This window comes from Empedobacter sp. UBA3239 (assembly GCF_002362875.1).
GTDB lineage: Bacteria > Bacteroidota > Bacteroidia > Flavobacteriales > Weeksellaceae > Empedobacter > Empedobacter falsenii_B.
Map to the genome: position 1 here is coordinate 1 of NZ_DEVJ01000061.1, position 16,998 is coordinate 16,998.

Below are 16,998 nucleotides of genomic sequence, written 5' to 3' on the forward strand. Positions count from 1 at the left end.
CCAACTTTTGTCCCTGATCCTAAATGTTGCGGTAAATAAATATCGTATTGTTTTCGATTAACTTATATTCTCAGTTAATTTGTTCAACCGATTTTATGATTATGAAGAAGAAAAAAACAGTTCTCTCAAAATTAATGAAGGTAATTAAGATTACTGGATTTTCTTTGGGAGGAATTATATTAGTTTTATATGTTTCGCCTTATTTTTTTAAGGATCAAATTAATGAAGGGATAAAAAGTATTGCCGAAAATTATGTGAAAACTGAAATTGAATTCAAGGATTTGGATATTTCGTTTTTCAATCATTTTCCTAAGCTAACGGTTACCCTAACGGATTCTTCAATCAAAGGTTCTACGCCATATCAAACCGAAAATTTAATCTCTGCGAAAGAAATTGCACTTGGTGTAGATGTCAAAACGTTGTTTGATGATAAAATAATTTTTAATGAATTATTTATTACAGATGCAACGATTAATCTGAAAATAGATAGTTTAGGTCGTAATAATTTTGATATTGTGAAGCCTTCTGATGAGGTTTAAAAAGAAGAAGAATCGAGTGTAGGATTAGCGTTGAATAATTTTAAAATTGCTAATTCTAACTTTTTATACGATGATCAATCATCTAAAACCTATTTAAAATTAGATCAATTTGATTACGATGGACTGATAGATTTTACAGAAAATCAGTTAACATTAAATGCAAAAACGGATATCAAAAATGTCAATTTTAGTTTTGATGAGCAGAAATATGTTTCGAATTATATCAATTATGCGTTAAAAGATAATGAAATGCTAAAAGGAACGATTAATTTCAAAACAAATCGTGTCAATATTGATGATTTTATGGCATTTAATACCGAATCGACAGCGACTAACTCGATAGCTGCGGAAGAAGGTGTGGTTTTGTTGCCGAAAAATGTAGAATTATCGATAAAAGGTCAAGCAAAAGAGGTTTTATTTAAAGATATTACGTTGCAAAATTTCGAAGGAGATTTAGGTTTGAAACAAGGGAATCTTGAACTTCAAAATACTAAATTTAATTTGATTGGTTCTGAATTTACAATGAACGGAAATTATGTGCCAACAAATGCGAAAAAAGCGAAGTTTAATTTTACTGTAAAAGCCAGTAATTTCGATATTCAGCGCGCTTATCACGAAATTACGTTGTTTAGAGAATTGGCAAGTGCAGCGGAAAAAGCGCACGGGAAAGTTTCAATGGATTATCAGCTCGAAGGTGATTTGGGCGCAGATATGTTCCCGAAATTGAAAACCATAAAAGGTGGAGGTGATTTTACGTTAGAAGAAATTAAGTTTTTAGGATTTAAAGTATTCAATTCGGTTGCAGAAAAAACGTCGACAGATGCGTTGCATGATGCGAATGTGAAGAAAGTGACGTTCAAAACGAAGATCGAAAATAATGTAATTACGATAAACCGTACGAAATTCAAAATTGCAGGTTTTCGTCCACGAATAGAAGGTCAAGTGACGTTAGACGGTTATATGAATCTTGGTATGCGACTTGGTTTGCCTCCATTTGGAATTATCGGAATTCCGATCAAAATTACTGGTCCAGCGGATACGTTTGAGGTTGAAGTGGGGAAATATCATAAAGAAGATTTGAATGAAACGGATGACGAATTTGATGAATATCAAAAATCATTAGAAGAAGAAAAGGCAAAGCAAGAAGCTGTTCAAGCCAAATAATAAATATAAAATCCTTCAGAATTTCTGAGGGATTTTTTCATTATAAATAGTGATTGCGAATCATCAATAAAAAGTGTATTTTTAGATTCAAAATCAACTAAATCTGAAACTTACAACTGCAATAAAAAATACCTCGTGGTGGAAAATACTATTTTTCCTTGTTTGGCTTTATTTCTTTGGATTAATGCTACAAATCACGTTACGTTATATTCCGATTTCGTCGGATGTTTCATTTCTAGCTATCAAACAAGATGAGGTGACAACAATTCCAAGTTATTTATTCATTTTTTACATTCACGTTTATTCAGCAATATTTACATTGTTTTTTGGAATTGTTCAGTTCATTAAAATTACCAATCAACAAATCCGAAAAATTCATCGGCTTCTCGGTAAATTTTATTTTTATATCACTGTTTTATTAGCTGCGCCAAGTGGAATTTACATTGGGTTTTATGCAAATGGAGAATTAATTGCGCAATCTGCTTTTGTAATTCTCGGTATTCTTTGGTGGATTTTTACTGCAATTGCAGTTGTTAAAATTAAGCAGAAAGATATTCAATCGCACCGAAATTTTATGCTTCGTAGTTATGCGTTGGCTGTTTCTGCGCTTACGTTACGCGCTTGGAAAGTGATTTTGGTTTATCTTTTTCATCCTGCGCCCATGGATGTTTATCAAATTATAGCATGGTTGGGATTTGTACCCAATTTATTGCTCGTAGAATATTATATTTATAAAACTAAACAATCTAAAATATGAAAAAAATAGGACTACTTATTTGCACTACGCTTGTTGTTCTTAGTTGTAAAGAAGACAAAAAAGATGCTGTTAAAAATAATGATATTAATGATACAATTTCATCGATTCATATCGAGCCAACGCAAGAAGATATCGGGCTTTGGTCTGGAATTTTTGAGGCAGATTCAGTTGATTATGATAAAGGTGATAATTGGTCGCTTCGAAACCGAATTAGTATTGTTATTCAGAAGATTAATAACGATAATACTGTCGAAGGGTATAGTGTTTCGGCGGGAAATATAAGACCATTTAAAGGTGATTTGGTGAAAGAAGGAAACTCACGTTATGTGATGGCGAATGAACCAGGCGATCAAAAATATGATGGAACATTTAAGTTTAATATTTCTGAAAAAGATGATTCAATTTATGGAACTTGGATTTCGAAACGAAAAGATTTACCTGTACTTTCTCGAAAATTTAGTTTGAAAAAAACAACATTTAACTATGATCCTAAAAATGTTTTAATTCAGCCAAAATATGGTGTAGATGAAGAGTATGCGGATGAATACGATAATGTAGATTGGGTGAATTCTAAAAAGAAAAAATATGACGAATCAGATGGAGAAGAGTATTTTGTAGATGTGCAACGTGCTGCTTCGGATGAAATTTATAAAATAAATGGATCAACGCAAAAGTTGACGGAGAAACAATTGAAAAATCTACATAAGTTAGATTTAGAAATTATTCGCAATACAATTTATGCGCGTCATGGCTATTCGTTTGCGAATCGTGGTGCACGTCAATTTTTTGATTATGTAGATTGGTATGTGCCTTTGTATACAAATGTTGAGGATAAATTGTCGCCAATCGAAAAAGATAATATTGAGTTATTAAAGCGTTTTGAGAAATATGCAACCGATAATTATCAACAATATGGACGCTAAAATTTAGAATTTTGATTAAGATAGAATGAGTTAAAACTCAATCCGAAAATAGGATAGCAGGATTATCATTTTGCTTTATAGGTTAAATTGAAGAATACAATTGTTTTTACTCGATAAAACCTTTGTTCTGAAAGAACTTTGCAGAGCAAACCAAGAAAATTTTGTTTGTTGTGTTTATCAATTTAGGCTCGTTAGCTTAGCTGGTAGAGCACGAAACTCTTAATTTCGGGGTCCTGAGTTCGAGCCTCAGACGAGTCACGAAAAAACTGCTACACTTTTGTGTAGCAGTTTTTTTGTTTTTTATAATTATGATTAAGAATTATAGGTGAAATCGTTAAAATTTTTCAATGAAAAAATAGTTTTCATTAATCAATCTGCAAATAAATCAACGTTTTACTAAAAAGTATTCAGTAATATTAAATTTTTCTAAATTAATTATTGCTAAAATTAAATAAAATCAAAAGTATAGTAATAAAAAATAAATTTGTCGTAAATTTGCACCCATAATTTTCAAGGATGCAAAACATTAGAAATATTGCGATTATCGCACACGTTGACCACGGTAAAACTACATTGGTTGACAAAATTCTTCACAGCGGAAACGTTTTTAGAGAAAACCAAGAGTCTGGTGAATTAATCATGGATAACAATGATATCGAGCGTGAGAGAGGGATTACGATCTTTTCTAAAAATGCTTCGGTAGATTACAAAGGTGTAAAAATCAATGTGATTGATACTCCTGGCCACGCGGATTTCGGTGGAGAAGTTGAGCGTGTATTGAAAATGGCTGATGGGGTTATCTTATTAGTTGATGCTTTCGAAGGACCAATGCCTCAAACGCGTTTCGTTTTGAGTAAAGCATTAGAATTAGGTTTAAAACCATTAGTTGTAATTAACAAAGTTGATAAAGAAAACTGTCGTCCTGATGAGGTATATGACAAAGTTTTCGAATTATTCTTCAACTTAGATGCAACAGAAGAGCAATTGGAATTCCCAGCGTTCTATGGTTCATCTAAACAAGGATGGTTCAATACAGAAAATGTACGTGTAGACGATATTTCTCCATTAATGGATGGTATTCTTGAACATGTTCCTGCTCCAGAAGCTTACGAAGGTTCTTTACAAATGCAAATTACATCTTTAGATTATTCTAAATTCTTAGGACGTATTGCAGTTGGTAAAGTAAGCCGTGGTGTTATTAAAGAAGGGGATTGGGTTGCTTTAACAAAGCCTGATGGAACGTTCAAAAAACATAAAATCAAAGAATTATATACATTTGCTGGTTTAGGTAAAGTAAAAGCTACTGAGGTAAAAGCGGGTGATATTTGTGCTGTTGTTGGTATCGATGGTTTCCAAATTGGAGATACAATTGCAGATCCAGAAAATCCAGAAGCATTACCGGTTATGCATATCGACGAGCCTACAATGAATATGTCTTTCGGAATTAACAACTCTCCATTCTTTGGTAAAGATGGTAAATTTGTTACTTCTCGTCACTTAGTAGAGCGTTTAGAAGATGAGTTAGAGCGTAACTTAGCTTTACGTGTAGAACCAACAGAAGATTCTAATACACAATTAGTTTATGGACGTGGTATCATGCACTTATCTGTATTAATCGAAACGATGCGTCGCGAAGGTTATGAGTTAACAGTTGGACAACCACAAGTAATCTTAAAAGATATTGATGGTGTAAAATGTGAACCATATGAAACATTAGTAATTGATGTTCCAGATGATTATTCTTCTAAAGCAATCGACTTAGTAACTCAACGTAAGGGTGATTTATTAGTTATGGAAGCGAAAGAAGGAATGCAACACTTAGAATTCGAAATTCCATCTCGTGGATTAATCGGATTACGTTCTCAAATGTTAACTTCTACTGCTGGTGAAGCTGTAATGGCACACACTTTCTTAGAATATAAACCATTCAAAGGAGCAATCGCTGGTCGTTCTGCAGGTGTAATTATTTCAAAAGATCAAGGTACATCAACTCCTTATTCTATTGATAAATTACAAGATCGTGGAAAATTCTTTATCGAGCCAGGTGAAGAAGTTTACGAAGGAATGATTATCGGAGAGCATTCTCGTAACAATGATTTAGTAGTAAATGTTGTTGAAGCTAAAAAATTGAATAATATCCGTGCAGCTGGTAAAGATGATTCATCTTCTATCGCTCCAAAAACAGAAATGACTTTGGAAGAATGTATGGAATATATCCAAGCTGATGAATGTATCGAGGTAACTCCAAATTTCATCCGTTTACGTAAAATTCACTTAAAAGAAGTAGATCGTAAACGCTTCGAAAAATCAATGAGCTAATCATTTGAAATTATATATCACAAAAAAACCAGAAGTTAATCTTCTGGTTTTTTGTTTTAAATAGATTCGATTTTATTTTTAAGCGCTTCAATTGCGAAATTTAATTCATCTTTAGAAGCGTTATATTCTACTATTTCACCTTTAATTTTGAATCTTGAAACATTAAAACCTTCTTCAATATCATTGTACCAAATCAAATAATTTTCGTATACAGCAACTACCCAAAAATTATCCTCAATAACATCATCACATTTCCATATTTCAGGAGAAATTTTAATTTGATTCCAAAATAATAAAGTTTTGTCCTCCATATTTTGTTCAGAAAAATAAATTTCGAGCATCAAATCCTTTTTAGGGAAATTTATCCAATTATTCATTAATAAGTACTTTTTAATAAAATCCAATCTTCAAATTTTTGAGTTTGAGTAGAATTTGGTTCAGTCCATTCGATAATATACCAATAACTATCGGAAGGTAGCGCTTTTCCATTCAGTTTTCCATCCCATGTATAATTGTTTGCTTCCGAACCAGTAAATAATAATTTTCCTTTTCGATTATAAATGATAAATTTCGGATTGATTTTACTTTTTAATTGCGAATAATCCAACACATCATTTTTACCATCACCATTTGGAGAAATAAAATTGATTAGTTTAATCAGCGAAAATTCTTTCGAAATAGGCGAACAATTAGCTGCAGATTTCACAGAAATTGTATGAGTTCCTAAAGTTACGTTTGTGAAGATATTGGAAGATTGAAAAGTGCCGTTATCCAATGAATACAGATATGGAGGCGTAGATCCAGTGACTTTTATGGTCACCGTAGAACCTTGAATTTCGATAGATTGAATAGTTGGATCTTCGGCTTCAATAACTTTTACTTCTTGTGTATAAAAACAACCATTCAATCCTAATTTCACATAATAAGTTCCAACAGGAACATTTGTAATTGATTGATTTTTGTCGCCATTATGTAACCATTCGTAAGTTTTAAATCCTGGACCTGCGTCTAAAGTCGTTGTTGTTCCTTTGCAAATTGTAAGATCTTTTAAGGTTGATGATTTTCCAGATTGTTTGAAAATAAAATGCAATGGAGCAACGTTTTCGCATAAACCATTTTGTCTAAATCTTACCCAAAATGTTTGATCAGAATTGATAGTTCGTGTTGCGCTGATTGCATTTTGTCCATTTTTAGCATCAATTTCATTTAAGTAATATGTCGGTGAGCCTTCAAGATTTGTAACCAAGTCATCAACATAATCGGATAAAACAATTTCTTCATCATTGCTTAAATCCTCATCACAAATTTCGATTGGAGGAATTATGTTTGCAACACTCAAATGATTTAATGTAAAAGTAATTTTTTCAATAATAGGCTTACAAGTTCCGATTTGAACACGAATCCAAACTTCTTTAGGCGTCTGAATTTCATTTAATTCGAAATTCGTTATTCCAGCAGAAATATTTTCATTAGCATCTTGTTCAGTTTCAAAATATTTCACTTGATGTGCCGAATAATAATCTTCTACAATTCGATCAGTATATTCGTCTAAATTTACTTGTGTTTTTCCATCTAAATCATCATCACAAATAGAAAAACGATCTTGATATATTTGCGGTTCTTCTTGTACAGAAACATTAATATGTCCTTTTAAAGAACAGCCTGTATTTTGGGTAATTTCTACTTCGTAATAACCTGTTTCATCTACCAATAATGTTGCATTTGTTTCACCACTAATTTCCACACCATCTTTGTACCATTTATAGGTTGTAGCATTTGTCGTTGTCGCATCTATTGTTTCAGATGTTCCAGGACATAATACAACATCAGAACCTAAACTTTTTGAACCTATAAAACTTCCAGCTTTCAAGAAAACAGCAGAATCATAAAGGCCATAGCTATCTCGATGGTCAGCAATTACTAATTTGATATGATATTTTGTACCAGCTTCTATTTGTGCGTTTGCTTTTAAAACTTTTGTTTGTCCATTGAAATTCGTTGGGCTATTTGCAGAATTGAAACCTCCAAAATACGATATGTTTCGAGGACAATCTCTTGCGCCATTTATGGTTAATGAAGTTACAGGAATGGTTGTATTTGGAACTAATGCAATATTTTGATAAGGTTCAGAATTATCTGCTTTTTTGATTAAGAAGGCAAAAGCATCAGAGTATTGGCAATTACTTGATTGATATTCTTCTGAAAGAAACATATATTCGAAACTAATTTGATCTGTTGTTAGATTTGAGACAAAATCAAATTCGAGAGATGTAGCATTTAAAATTTTGTCATGAGGTAAATTAGATTGAATCAAAATATCAATTAAGTCTTGATCTCCTCCCCAATTAGTTCCATAAAAACTTTGTAAAGTAGCATTTGGACCTTCAGCAGCTTTTGCTTTTCCAGTAGATAAAATAATTCCTTCGGAAAGATCAAAATTACTAGTTCCTTTTGTAAAATAACCATAGCTTATTTCATCATAAGATCTATTGTATCCAGAAATATTAATATTAGAAATAGTAATACAACCTGTGTTTGTTCCAATAAATTTATCAATTAATTCTTCTTTCGATAAAGATGTATCTACCAGAATATATTGACTAAATAAAAAACTATTTAGTGTAAAAGTAAAAAAGAGTAGGAGAATTATTTTTGAATAAAAGTGTTTCATAAAAAATAATTTAGATAAAAAAACTGCTAAATAACTTTAAAATATAAAGTTTATTTAACAGTTTTAGGAATTTTATTTATCGAAAAATAGTCTTAGCCTATTTTTCCTAAATTTTCTGCAATAGTTTCAATGAAAGATGTCAATGGTTTTTTTGCCATCATTTCGATCATCATATTGAAATTTCCATCAAAATCTAACGTAACATCAGACGAATTCTCATCAACAGCATCAATAGAAATTGTCAAAGTATATTCAAAAGCAGGTGCAGGAGATTCGAAAACAATTTTCGATGGCTCAACTGTCTCTTTCAAACGCATTCCAACCTTTGGTAAAGCACCAACACCAACCGTAAATCCTTTTCCAGATTCGTGAATTTCAAACGATTTTGTATCCTCTGGCATCAATTGCTCATAATTCTTCATATCCAACAAAAAAGTGTATGCTTCTTGTTGATTTTTTGCAAAACGGACTTTATTTGTATTTACCTTCATATCCTTGTGAGTTTTTTATAAATTTGTAACAAATCGTTCAAATGTACAAAGTTTTTTTTAATGAAAGTTTGTTAACTTTCAGCAACCAATCTAATCCAGAAGCAAAAAATATTTTGTTTCAAAATGAAGCTCAATTTGATGAATCTTTTCATTTGTTATCATCAAAAGCAGCCGCTTTAGTTAATATTTTTAGTGAAGATATTGATGTTGTTTGGACGAAATTCTTAAAATATTACAAACATATTCAAGCCGCGGGCGGAATTGTTCGTAATTCAGAAGATGATTATTTATTTATTTTCAGGCTTGGAAAGTGGGATTTACCTAAAGGGAAGATGGAGTTAGGAGAATCGAAAGAAGAATCTGCAATTCGCGAAATTGAAGAAGAATGTAGTTTGACAAATTTAGAGTTGAAACGATTTTTGATGCCTACTTTTCACATTTATTTTTTGAGAGAATATATTATCAAAGAAACATTTTGGTTCGAAGTTTTTTATGACGGTGTTGAATTGCCTTTGCCACAAACTGAGGAAGGAATTGAATCGGTTGAATGGAAAAAAGAGAATGAAATTCCTCAATTATTAGAAAATTCATATCCAAATATAAAATTGTTAATGGACAATTATTTAAATTTGAACTAAATAAGACTCTTATGAAAAAATATATTTTAACTCTTTGTGCTTTAACTTGTTTTGTATTGACAACAAATGCACAAACAAAAAAAGAAACGAAGGCTAAAACTGAAAAAGCTTCGAAAGTTCAATCAAAAATTTTAGATAACGGAACGGCTAAAATAGACGATTTATACGCGTATCAAGTGTATGGAGAATCGTTTGATATTAAAAATACATTGACGAAAAGCGAACTTGGAAAGTTATACGATAACATGAAAAGTGGTGATTCTTTGGAAAATGTTCAGTTTGTTTCGACAATAGAATCTGTTTGTAAAAAGAAAGGTTGTTGGATGAAAGTTGATCTTGGAAAAGGCGAAGAACAATCGTTTGTGCGTTTCAAAGATTATGGATTTTTTATGCCTTTAGATGGTGAAAAAGCGAATGTTGTTGTACATGGAAAAGCTTTTGTAAGTGAAATTTCTGTAGAGAAATTACGTCATTATGCAGAAGATGAAGGAAAATCGAAAGAAGAAATCGCAAAAATAACAAAACCTCAGTTGCAATATAATTTTGAAGCTGACGGAGTTTATTTGAAAGAAAACTAATATTTTTAACGCAATAATTAATCAAAAACCTTTCTATTTTTGGAAAGGTTTTTTTATGAAATCAATTCTATAAAATATGACAAACTTATTTCAAGCCAATCCAAATCAGTATTTTTCATTAATCGGAAAATCGATGAATGATGAATTATTTCAATCATTTCAAACAGAATTTGAATCTGATATTTCAGAGCAAAATATTCCTCAAGGGAAAATTGTGTTGTACAAGGAAAAAGGCATTTCTGTGAAAATTGTTGATGAAATGATTGTTTCGATTAAATTTTATCTTTCTCCAAATCCAATTTGTAAGGTTTATGAAGGTCAAAATATTTTTGATTTGAATAGAAATGTTGATGAAACTCAGATTCGTAAAAGTAATGATTATCAAAGAATTATTAATAACGATCCAAATCGTTTGGCAAATGATTATAGTCGTCTAAACTGTTTATTTTCTTTTGATTCGATGACTGGAGAATTCTTAACTATTGAAATATTAAACGAATTATAAAATGTTTTTTGCTGAAAATTTCATTATTTTATCTTAAATAATAGACCTTAAATGAAAAAATATTTAAACTTGTTCTTAATGTTATTAACGTTTGCAGTTTTTGCACAATTGAGAGCGAATAATACGGAGTCTTATTACTCGATGAAAGGAACTTTTAATTCGGATAAAAAAGAGATTATAAAGAAAACAATCGAGAAAGAATTTGGAGAGGGAGTTTTGGAAGAATCTGGTTATATCTGGACTGGACGAGGAAGTTTTGAAATTATTTTGAATGATAATTCACTTAAAATGGAGATTCAAAAAAGTACAGATAATCAAGAAATTGTAGATAAAATTAAAAATCTTGGAGATAAAATTCTTGCGACAAAAAATATAAATAAATCTAATACTTAAAAACGAGCTACAATTATTTTGTAGCTCGTTTTGTGTTAACGCTTCGTTAACCGTTCATTAACCAATGCAAATTAATCTTTTTCAGAATTTTATAAAAAAATAAAAATATGAAAAAGACATTATTTATCGCAATAACTTTAATAGCTTTTGCTTGTAACCAACAAACAGTTAAATCACAATCAGTTAGCAAAAATTCAAGTTCAACAACTCATTCTAATGTTTGAGTTAGTGTGAGCGATAGCAACGAAGTATATTCGTACTCAGCAATTTTTGATAAACCAAAGTCGGCAAATGCAATCAAAGAAATCGGAAAAGTATTTGTAAAACCAGTGACTGAAGGAAAAAATTACGTTTGGAGAGAAGGAGATTCCTTGGAAATAAATGCAAGAGAAGGAAAAATTACAATTCAATTTGAAAAAGGTTCAACAAAATTATATGAAAAAGTAAAAAAATTAGGCGAATCTATTTCCGCTGTTGTAGGAGAGAAATAATCATTCTAAAACATAAAACGGAAGTCAAATTTGGCTTCCGTTTTTAATTATTTTAATTCCCTATACTTAAAATCTTTTCCAAAAAAGTAATTCCATATTAAACTTTTATGAATGAAATTTGCTATTCCACGAATTGTTATAAATATCCCGAAATTACCAAAACGTTTGTATTTAATATGTGATAATTCTTCTTGATGATTAACTATATATTCGTACAAATAATAATCAAAAACTAACATTAAAAGGCTAAAAAGAACTAAAATGACATAATGAAAGAGCATAATGTCTTTAATTTTTTTTAGATTTTTATAGAATAATACAGCTCCAATAAAAGAAAAAAATACGCTTGAATGAAAAACAATTTCAGTTTTAGTATGAAGTTTTGGAACTTCATTATTCTCCTCAATATCTTCAACTAAATTTGGTTCGAAAGAATTTTTCTTTTTTTCGTTTTCATGATAAATAATTTTAGATGAAATTAAATTTTTAATTCGAGTTGTTTCAATTTCAGAAAACTGAACATTTCGATCATTTTTTAAAATTTCGAAAGCCATTTCTATTGCTTCAGGGACAAATCTAGAATCATCTTTGATATAAGAATTTAATTCATTTGTAGACAGCTTCTGAAGAACGCTTCTTTTAACTTGCATTAATTTAATCCTTATAAATCAAATATTTTGTTCTTATTTTCTTGAAAGCTTCCAAATCTTTTTGCCAAGTTGCTTTTATTTCTTCTTCTGATAAACCTGCTTCTATTTGTTTGCGCAATTCATCAGTTCCAGAAAGTTGATCAATCCACAACTTTTTACCATTCATCGTCCAAAAAGGTTGTTTCGTATTGTTTTTATACGCATTAATAAGCCATTTTAAATTGATGGCAGATTGATACGGAACATTCGATAAATCTTCACCGTAACAAACTTCATCTTTGAATTTTGGACTTGTTGCACCAGGTTTTGAAGTTGGCGTATATTGATAAGGCATATTTTTTAGGAATGGCGAACCATAAACCTGAAACTGAATATCTGTTCCACGACCTTCATTTACATTAGTTCCTTCAAACAAACATGTACTTGGATACAAATTGATCGCATGAGCATTTGGTAAATTTGGTGATGGTTTTACTGGTAAATTATACTTGGATTGATGTGTATAATTGATAAGTGGAATAATTTCCAAATTTGCTTTTACACCATTTGCTAACCAACCTTCACCGTTTATCATTTGTGCATATTCGCCAATCGTCATTCCATAAACAATCGGAACATTGTGCATTCCAACAAATGATTTGTATTCGTTTTTCATTACAGGTCCGTCCACATAATGTCCGTTCGGATTTGGTCTGTCCAATACGATTACTTTTTTACCATTTTCAGCTGCAGCCTCCAAAACATAATGCAAAGTAGAAATATATGTGTAAAAACGCGCGCCAACATCTTGCATATCAAAAACCAAAACATCTACATCAGCAATCTGATTAGTTTTTGGTTTTTTATTATCACCATAAAGCGAAATAATTGGCAAGTTAGTTTTTGCGTCAACACCAGATTTTACTTTAGCACCAGCATCAGCATCTCCACGAAAACCGTGTTCTGGCGAATATAATTTTACAACATTGATGTTATTTTTTAATAACAAATCAACTGTATGCATCGTTGTTCCATTAATTGTTGCAATTCCTGTTTGATTAGAAATTAATCCAACTTTTTTACCTTTTAATTTCGAAAGATAGTTAGCTGTATTTTCTGCTCCAACAAGAATAGTTGAATGATTTTCTATCGTTTTCGATGTATTATTTTGAGCTAAAATTGGAGTAGAAAAGCCGAAAAAAATAACTGAACTAAGTAAACCAATTGATGTATATTTGACAAAGTTTTTCATTTCGTTTTGAATCATTTGAATTTAGGCGAATTTAAAGCCTAAAGTTAGTTTTAATCTTATAAAAAATATATAATTTGAGTTTTTCTTGGTGGTTTTCAAAAAAAATTGCGCTTGGTAAAAATACTAAAAATAACTTATCGAGTATTATTATTCGAGTAGGTCAAATTGCAGTAGCATTAGGGTTGATTGTTTCTTTGGTGACGATTTCGACTGGTGTTGGTGCAAGAAAAGCGATCAAAGAAAAGTTGGCCGATTTTAATGGTCATATTACGATTAGAAACTACAATAGTAATACGTCATTAAATTCCGATTCATTATCACTTCATCAAGCTTTTTATCCAAAGTTTAAATCGATTCCAGAAATAGAACATGTGCAAGCAATAGCCAATAAAAGTGGTGTTATCCGAACGGATGAAAACTTTAGTGGTGTGGTGTTCAAAGGAGTTGGAATAGACTTTGATTCAGTTCGTTTCGAAAAATTTATGGTAAAAGGACATTTTCCTCGAATCAATAAAGATTCGATAATGGATGAGGTTTTATTATCGAAAAAGATTGCGGACGAAATGAAATTGGATGTTGATAGTTCGTTTGTGATGTATTTTATTCAAGAAGATACAAAGCCTATTTATCGTCGATTTACCATTTCTGGATTGTTCAAAACAGACATCAAAAATTTTGACGATCAAATTATGTTTGGTGATATTAAACATGTGCAACGCCTTAATCGTTGGGATTCGGCTACAGTTGGCGGTTTTGAGTTATTTGTAAATGATGTCGAAAATATAGATCCAGTTGCAAAGCGTGTGCAAGAAAATATTCCTTATAATTTGTATGCAGAATCAGCAACAGCATCTTTTGCACAGATTAATGATTGGATTTCGATTTTCGACAAAAATATTGTCATTATTCTTTTTATTATGCTTTTTGTTGTGGTGATTAATATGGTGATGGTTTTATTGATTTTAATTTTAGAACGAACACATTCAATCGGAATTTTAAAAGCATTTGGTGCAACAAGTTGGCGAATCCGAAAATTATTCATCAATTACGCATTATTTATCATGTTACCAGGATTAATTGCTGGAAATGTAATTGGACTTGGATTATTATTCATTCAGAAATATTTCGGAATTATAAAACTTCCAGCAGAAAACTATTATTTATCAACAGCTCCAGTTTATTTAGACTTTGGCACAATTGTTTTATTAAATGCAGGAGCGTTATTAGTTTGTGCAATTGTATTACTTTTGCCTTCGTATATGATATCTAAAATTACACCTGCAAAAGCAATTAATTTTAGATAAAATTTAATGTTTTAATTTAAAAGTTAGAAAAAAATGAAATTCGCAAACAATATATTAGAAACGATTGGGAATACACCTTTGGTTAAAATTAATAAGATTACAAAGGATTTACCATGTACAGTTTTAGCAAAAGTTGAATATTTTAACCCTGGTCATTCTTGTAAAGATCGTATGGCGTTGAAAATGGTTGAAGATGCCGAAAAAGATGGTCGTTTAGTTCCAGGAGGTACAATTATCGAAGGGACTTCTGGTAACACAGGAATGGGGTTAGCTTTGGCTGCTGTGATCAAAGGTTACAAATTAATTTGTGTGATTACAGACAAACAATCGAAAGAGAAAATGGATATTTTGCGCGCTGTTGGTGCAAAAGTTGTGGTTTGTCCTACGGATGTTGAGCCAGATGATCCACGTTCATATTATTCTGTTTCTAAACGTTTGGCACAAGAAACACCGAATGGTTGGTATGTCAATCAGTATGATAATCCATCAAATGCAATTGCGAATTATGAGCAAACTGGACCAGAAATTTGGGAACAAACAGAAGGAAAAGTAACGCATTTTATTGTTGGTGTTGGAACTGGAGGAACAATTTCAGGAGTTGGGAAATACTTGAAAGAAAAAAATCCTAATATTAAAATTTGGGGAGTTGATACGTATGGATCAGTTTTCAAAAAATATAAAGAAACAGGAATCTTTGACGAAAATGAAGTGTATTCTTATGTAACGGAAGGAATTGGTGAAGATATTTTACCAGAAAACGTAGATTTTGATATTATTGATGGATTTACAAAAGTGACTGATAAAGATGCAGCGGTTTATACGCGTCGTTTAGCTTTAGAAGAAGGTTTGTTTGTCGGAATGTCTTCGGGATCTGCGATCAAAGGGTTGTTGCAAATGAAAGACGAATTCGGACCAGATGATGTTGTAGTGGTTTTATTCCACGATTCAGGTTCTCGTTACGTAGGAAAAATCTTTAATGATGATTGGATGCGCGATAGAGGGTATTTGGACGAAGAAATCAAAACAGCTGTAGATTTAATAAAAGAACATGTTGATAAACCTTTGGTAACGGTTCGTACAGAGGAATTGGCTTCTCATGCAATTGATCGTATGCGTCGTTTCAAAATTTCTCAAATACCAGTAATGGATGTAAATGGAATTGTTGGTTCTTTGGATGAATCAGATTTGTTTCAAGCATTTTTAGAAGATAGAAATGTTGCTGAAAAACCTGTTCACGAAATTATGGGAAAACCATATCCAGTCGTAAAAGCAGGAACATCTATCGAAGAAGTTTCGAAGTTAATTACAAAGGATAATCAAGCTGTTTTAATAGAATTAGAAAATGGAAAATATCATATCGTCACAAAATATGATATTATTAACTCGATTAAATAACAAAAATCCTATCTTTGAAGCGATATGGGAATTGTATTAAAAGGTCAGAATTTAGTAAAAGATTACGGTAAAAAACATGTCGTAAAAAATGTGTCTTTTCAAGTAGAACAAGGAGAAATTATTGGATTATTAGGACCAAATGGTGCTGGTAAAACGACTTCTTTCTACATGATTGTTGGTTTAGTAAAGGCTACGCAAGGAAAAGTTTTTTTGGATAAACAAGATATCACAAACGATGCGATGTACAAACGCGCGCAAAAAGGTATTGGATATTTGGCGCAAGAAGCCTCTGTTTTTCGTAAACTTTCTGTAGAAGATAATATCAAATCAGTTTTACAATTCACGAAACATTCCAAAAAAGAGCAACAAATGCGCACAGATGCTTTGATTGAAGAGTTCTCGTTAGAGCATGTTCGTAAAAATCGTGGTGATTTACTTTCTGGAGGTGAGCGTCGTCGTTGCGAAATAGCACGTTGTTTGGCAACAGAACCTAATTTTATTTTATTAGATGAGCCTTTTGCTGGAGTTGACCCTATTGCGGTTGAGGATATTCAGAAAATTGTACGTTCGTTAAAAGATAAAAATATCGGAATCTTAATTACCGATCATAATGTATCGCAAACGCTTGCAATTACCGATAAAACATATATTATGTTCGAAGGTAAAATCTTGAAAGAAGGTTCGCCAGAAGAATTAGCAAATGATGAAGATGTTCGTCGCGTTTATCTAGGTGAAAACTTTATGTATCAGCAGATATAAATTACAATATAGTATTTTCTAAACCACTCAATTTTGAGTGGTTTTTTTGTTTTAAATAACTTCAAAATCATCTAAAATTAAGATTTGCTTAATTTTAAAAGTTTATCGTTTTAAGATTTACTTTTTCGGTATATTTAAGTACTAAAACTTACTGATAAAGAATGCTAAAACTTAACTATTATTTTATTTG

General features: G+C 31.2%; 18 protein-coding genes and 1 tRNA gene. 14 read left to right on the forward strand and 5 right to left on the reverse strand.

Going from position 1 to position 16,998, the window contains the following annotated elements:
• The first annotated feature begins 134 nt into the window (after positions 1 to 134).
• From B4G36_RS08895 to typA, 6 genes are all read left to right on the forward strand, one after another.
• Positions 135 to 539 carry an AsmA family protein gene (locus B4G36_RS08895; RefSeq protein ID WP_291063450.1) on the forward strand — a complete coding sequence of 135 codons (405 nt, stop codon included), beginning with the start codon at positions 135 to 137 and terminating at the stop codon, positions 537 to 539.
• Between the two features lie 30 nt (positions 540 to 569).
• On the forward strand, positions 570 to 1,703 hold the full coding sequence (locus B4G36_RS08900) for an AsmA-like C-terminal region-containing protein (protein WP_291063452.1): 1,134 nt from the start codon (positions 570 to 572) through the stop codon (positions 1,701 to 1,703).
• 184 nt (positions 1,704 to 1,887) lie between these two features.
• Positions 1,888 to 2,460, forward strand: coding sequence for a DUF2306 domain-containing protein (locus B4G36_RS08905; protein WP_291048655.1), 573 nt, complete (start codon positions 1,888 to 1,890; stop codon positions 2,458 to 2,460).
• Positions 2,457 to 3,383, forward strand: coding sequence for a YARHG domain-containing protein (locus B4G36_RS08910; protein ID WP_291052352.1), 927 nt, complete (start codon positions 2,457 to 2,459; stop codon positions 3,381 to 3,383). The genes B4G36_RS08905 and B4G36_RS08910 overlap by 4 nt, the downstream gene beginning before the upstream one ends.
• 185 nt (positions 3,384 to 3,568) lie before the next feature.
• Positions 3,569 to 3,641 (forward strand) — tRNA-Lys (locus B4G36_RS08915).
• 258 nt (positions 3,642 to 3,899) lie between these two features.
• The gene (typA, locus tag B4G36_RS08920) at positions 3,900 to 5,702 is read left to right on the forward strand and encodes a translational GTPase TypA (RefSeq protein ID WP_221854374.1); all 1,803 of its coding nucleotides are present in this window, start codon (positions 3,900 to 3,902) and stop codon (positions 5,700 to 5,702) included.
• Positions 5,703 to 5,758: 56 nt separating this feature from the next.
• Here the strand turns inward: typA and B4G36_RS08925 are convergent, their stop codons facing one another.
• From B4G36_RS08925 to B4G36_RS08935, 3 genes are all read right to left on the reverse strand, one after another.
• A complete protein-coding gene (locus B4G36_RS08925) occupies positions 5,759 to 6,079 on the reverse strand; it encodes a hypothetical protein (RefSeq protein ID WP_180904948.1) in 321 nt (106 codons plus the stop codon).
• A complete protein-coding gene (locus tag B4G36_RS08930) occupies positions 6,079 to 8,373 on the reverse strand; it encodes a choice-of-anchor L domain-containing protein (protein ID WP_291063454.1) in 2,295 nt (764 codons plus the stop codon). Before B4G36_RS08930 ends, B4G36_RS08925 begins: the two co-directional genes overlap by 1 nt.
• 92 nt (positions 8,374 to 8,465) lie before the next feature.
• Positions 8,466 to 8,864, reverse strand: coding sequence for a hypothetical protein (locus B4G36_RS08935; protein WP_038334509.1), 399 nt, complete (start codon positions 8,862 to 8,864; stop codon positions 8,466 to 8,468).
• 41 nt (positions 8,865 to 8,905) lie between these two features.
• Here B4G36_RS08935 and B4G36_RS08940 point away from each other — a divergent pair, with 41 nt between their 5' ends.
• The 5 genes from B4G36_RS08940 to B4G36_RS08960 all read left to right on the forward strand — a co-directional run bounded on the left by B4G36_RS08940 (position 8,906) and on the right by B4G36_RS08960 (position 11,469).
• Positions 8,906 to 9,502 (forward strand): NUDIX hydrolase, encoded by a 597-nt coding sequence (locus B4G36_RS08940; RefSeq protein ID WP_291063455.1) that lies wholly within the window; start codon positions 8,906 to 8,908, stop codon positions 9,500 to 9,502.
• An 11-nt stretch (positions 9,503 to 9,513) separates the two neighbouring features.
• Positions 9,514 to 10,080 carry a DUF4920 domain-containing protein gene (locus B4G36_RS08945; protein WP_291063457.1) on the forward strand — a complete coding sequence of 189 codons (567 nt, stop codon included), beginning with the start codon at positions 9,514 to 9,516 and terminating at the stop codon, positions 10,078 to 10,080.
• A gap of 76 nt (positions 10,081 to 10,156) precedes the next feature.
• Entirely contained in the window at positions 10,157 to 10,585 is a 429-nt protein-coding gene (locus B4G36_RS08950; protein ID WP_291063459.1) for a hypothetical protein, read from the forward strand.
• A gap of 51 nt (positions 10,586 to 10,636) precedes the next feature.
• Positions 10,637 to 10,978 (forward strand): hypothetical protein, encoded by a 342-nt coding sequence (locus tag B4G36_RS08955; RefSeq protein WP_291063461.1) that lies wholly within the window; start codon positions 10,637 to 10,639, stop codon positions 10,976 to 10,978.
• Between the two features lie 230 nt (positions 10,979 to 11,208).
• Positions 11,209 to 11,469: a hypothetical protein gene (locus B4G36_RS08960; protein ID WP_291063462.1), complete on the forward strand. Its 261-nt coding sequence runs from the start codon at positions 11,209 to 11,211 to the stop codon at positions 11,467 to 11,469.
• Positions 11,470 to 11,516: 47 nt separating this feature from the next.
• Here the strand turns inward: B4G36_RS08960 and B4G36_RS08965 are convergent, their stop codons facing one another.
• Together B4G36_RS08965 and B4G36_RS08970 are read right to left on the reverse strand one after the other, a co-directional pair.
• Positions 11,517 to 12,119, reverse strand: a complete 603-nt coding sequence (locus B4G36_RS08965; RefSeq protein WP_291063464.1) for a hypothetical protein — start codon at positions 12,117 to 12,119, stop codon at positions 11,517 to 11,519.
• Positions 12,120 to 12,123: 4 nt separating this feature from the next.
• A complete protein-coding gene (locus B4G36_RS08970; RefSeq protein WP_291063466.1) occupies positions 12,124 to 13,350 on the reverse strand; it encodes an exo-beta-N-acetylmuramidase NamZ family protein in 1,227 nt (408 codons plus the stop codon).
• Between the two features lie 74 nt (positions 13,351 to 13,424).
• Here B4G36_RS08970 and B4G36_RS08975 point away from each other — a divergent pair, with 74 nt between their 5' ends.
• The 3 genes from B4G36_RS08975 to lptB are packed head-to-tail and all read left to right on the forward strand — an operon-like array spanning position 13,425 to position 16,808.
• Positions 13,425 to 14,654, forward strand: a complete 1,230-nt coding sequence (locus B4G36_RS08975) for an ABC transporter permease (protein ID WP_291063468.1) — start codon at positions 13,425 to 13,427, stop codon at positions 14,652 to 14,654.
• Between the two features lie 33 nt (positions 14,655 to 14,687).
• Positions 14,688 to 16,049: a pyridoxal-phosphate dependent enzyme gene (locus B4G36_RS08980; protein ID WP_291063470.1), complete on the forward strand. Its 1,362-nt coding sequence runs from the start codon at positions 14,688 to 14,690 to the stop codon at positions 16,047 to 16,049.
• A gap of 30 nt (positions 16,050 to 16,079) precedes the next feature.
• Positions 16,080 to 16,808 carry an LPS export ABC transporter ATP-binding protein gene (gene lptB, locus B4G36_RS08985; RefSeq protein ID WP_125348857.1) on the forward strand — a complete coding sequence of 243 codons (729 nt, stop codon included), beginning with the start codon at positions 16,080 to 16,082 and terminating at the stop codon, positions 16,806 to 16,808.
• Positions 16,809 to 16,998 lie beyond the last annotated feature (190 nt).

Coding starts and splice junctions, on each gene's coding strand:
- B4G36_RS08895 (WP_291063450.1), top strand. CDS start 135: ATGAAGGTAATTAAGATTACTGGATTTTCTTTGGGAGGAATTATATTA.
- B4G36_RS08905 (WP_291048655.1), top strand. CDS start 1,888: ATGCTACAAATCACGTTACGTTATATTCCGATTTCGTCGGATGTTTCA.
- B4G36_RS08910 (WP_291052352.1), top strand. CDS start 2,457: ATGAAAAAAATAGGACTACTTATTTGCACTACGCTTGTTGTTCTTAGT.
- typA (WP_221854374.1), top strand. CDS start 3,900: ATGCAAAACATTAGAAATATTGCGATTATCGCACACGTTGACCACGGT.
- B4G36_RS08925 (WP_180904948.1), bottom strand. CDS start 6,079: ATGAATAATTGGATAAATTTCCCTAAAAAGGATTTGATGCTCGAAATT.
- B4G36_RS08930 (WP_291063454.1), bottom strand. CDS start 8,373: ATGAAACACTTTTATTCAAAAATAATTCTCCTACTCTTTTTTACTTTT.
- B4G36_RS08935 (WP_038334509.1), bottom strand. CDS start 8,864: ATGAAGGTAAATACAAATAAAGTCCGTTTTGCAAAAAATCAACAAGAA.
- B4G36_RS08940 (WP_291063455.1), top strand. CDS start 8,906: ATGTACAAAGTTTTTTTTAATGAAAGTTTGTTAACTTTCAGCAACCAA.
- B4G36_RS08945 (WP_291063457.1), top strand. CDS start 9,514: ATGAAAAAATATATTTTAACTCTTTGTGCTTTAACTTGTTTTGTATTG.
- B4G36_RS08950 (WP_291063459.1), top strand. CDS start 10,157: ATGACAAACTTATTTCAAGCCAATCCAAATCAGTATTTTTCATTAATC.
- B4G36_RS08955 (WP_291063461.1), top strand. CDS start 10,637: ATGAAAAAATATTTAAACTTGTTCTTAATGTTATTAACGTTTGCAGTT.
- B4G36_RS08965 (WP_291063464.1), bottom strand. CDS start 12,119: ATGCAAGTTAAAAGAAGCGTTCTTCAGAAGCTGTCTACAAATGAATTA.
- B4G36_RS08970 (WP_291063466.1), bottom strand. CDS start 13,350: ATGAAAAACTTTGTCAAATATACATCAATTGGTTTACTTAGTTCAGTT.
- B4G36_RS08980 (WP_291063470.1), top strand. CDS start 14,688: ATGAAATTCGCAAACAATATATTAGAAACGATTGGGAATACACCTTTG.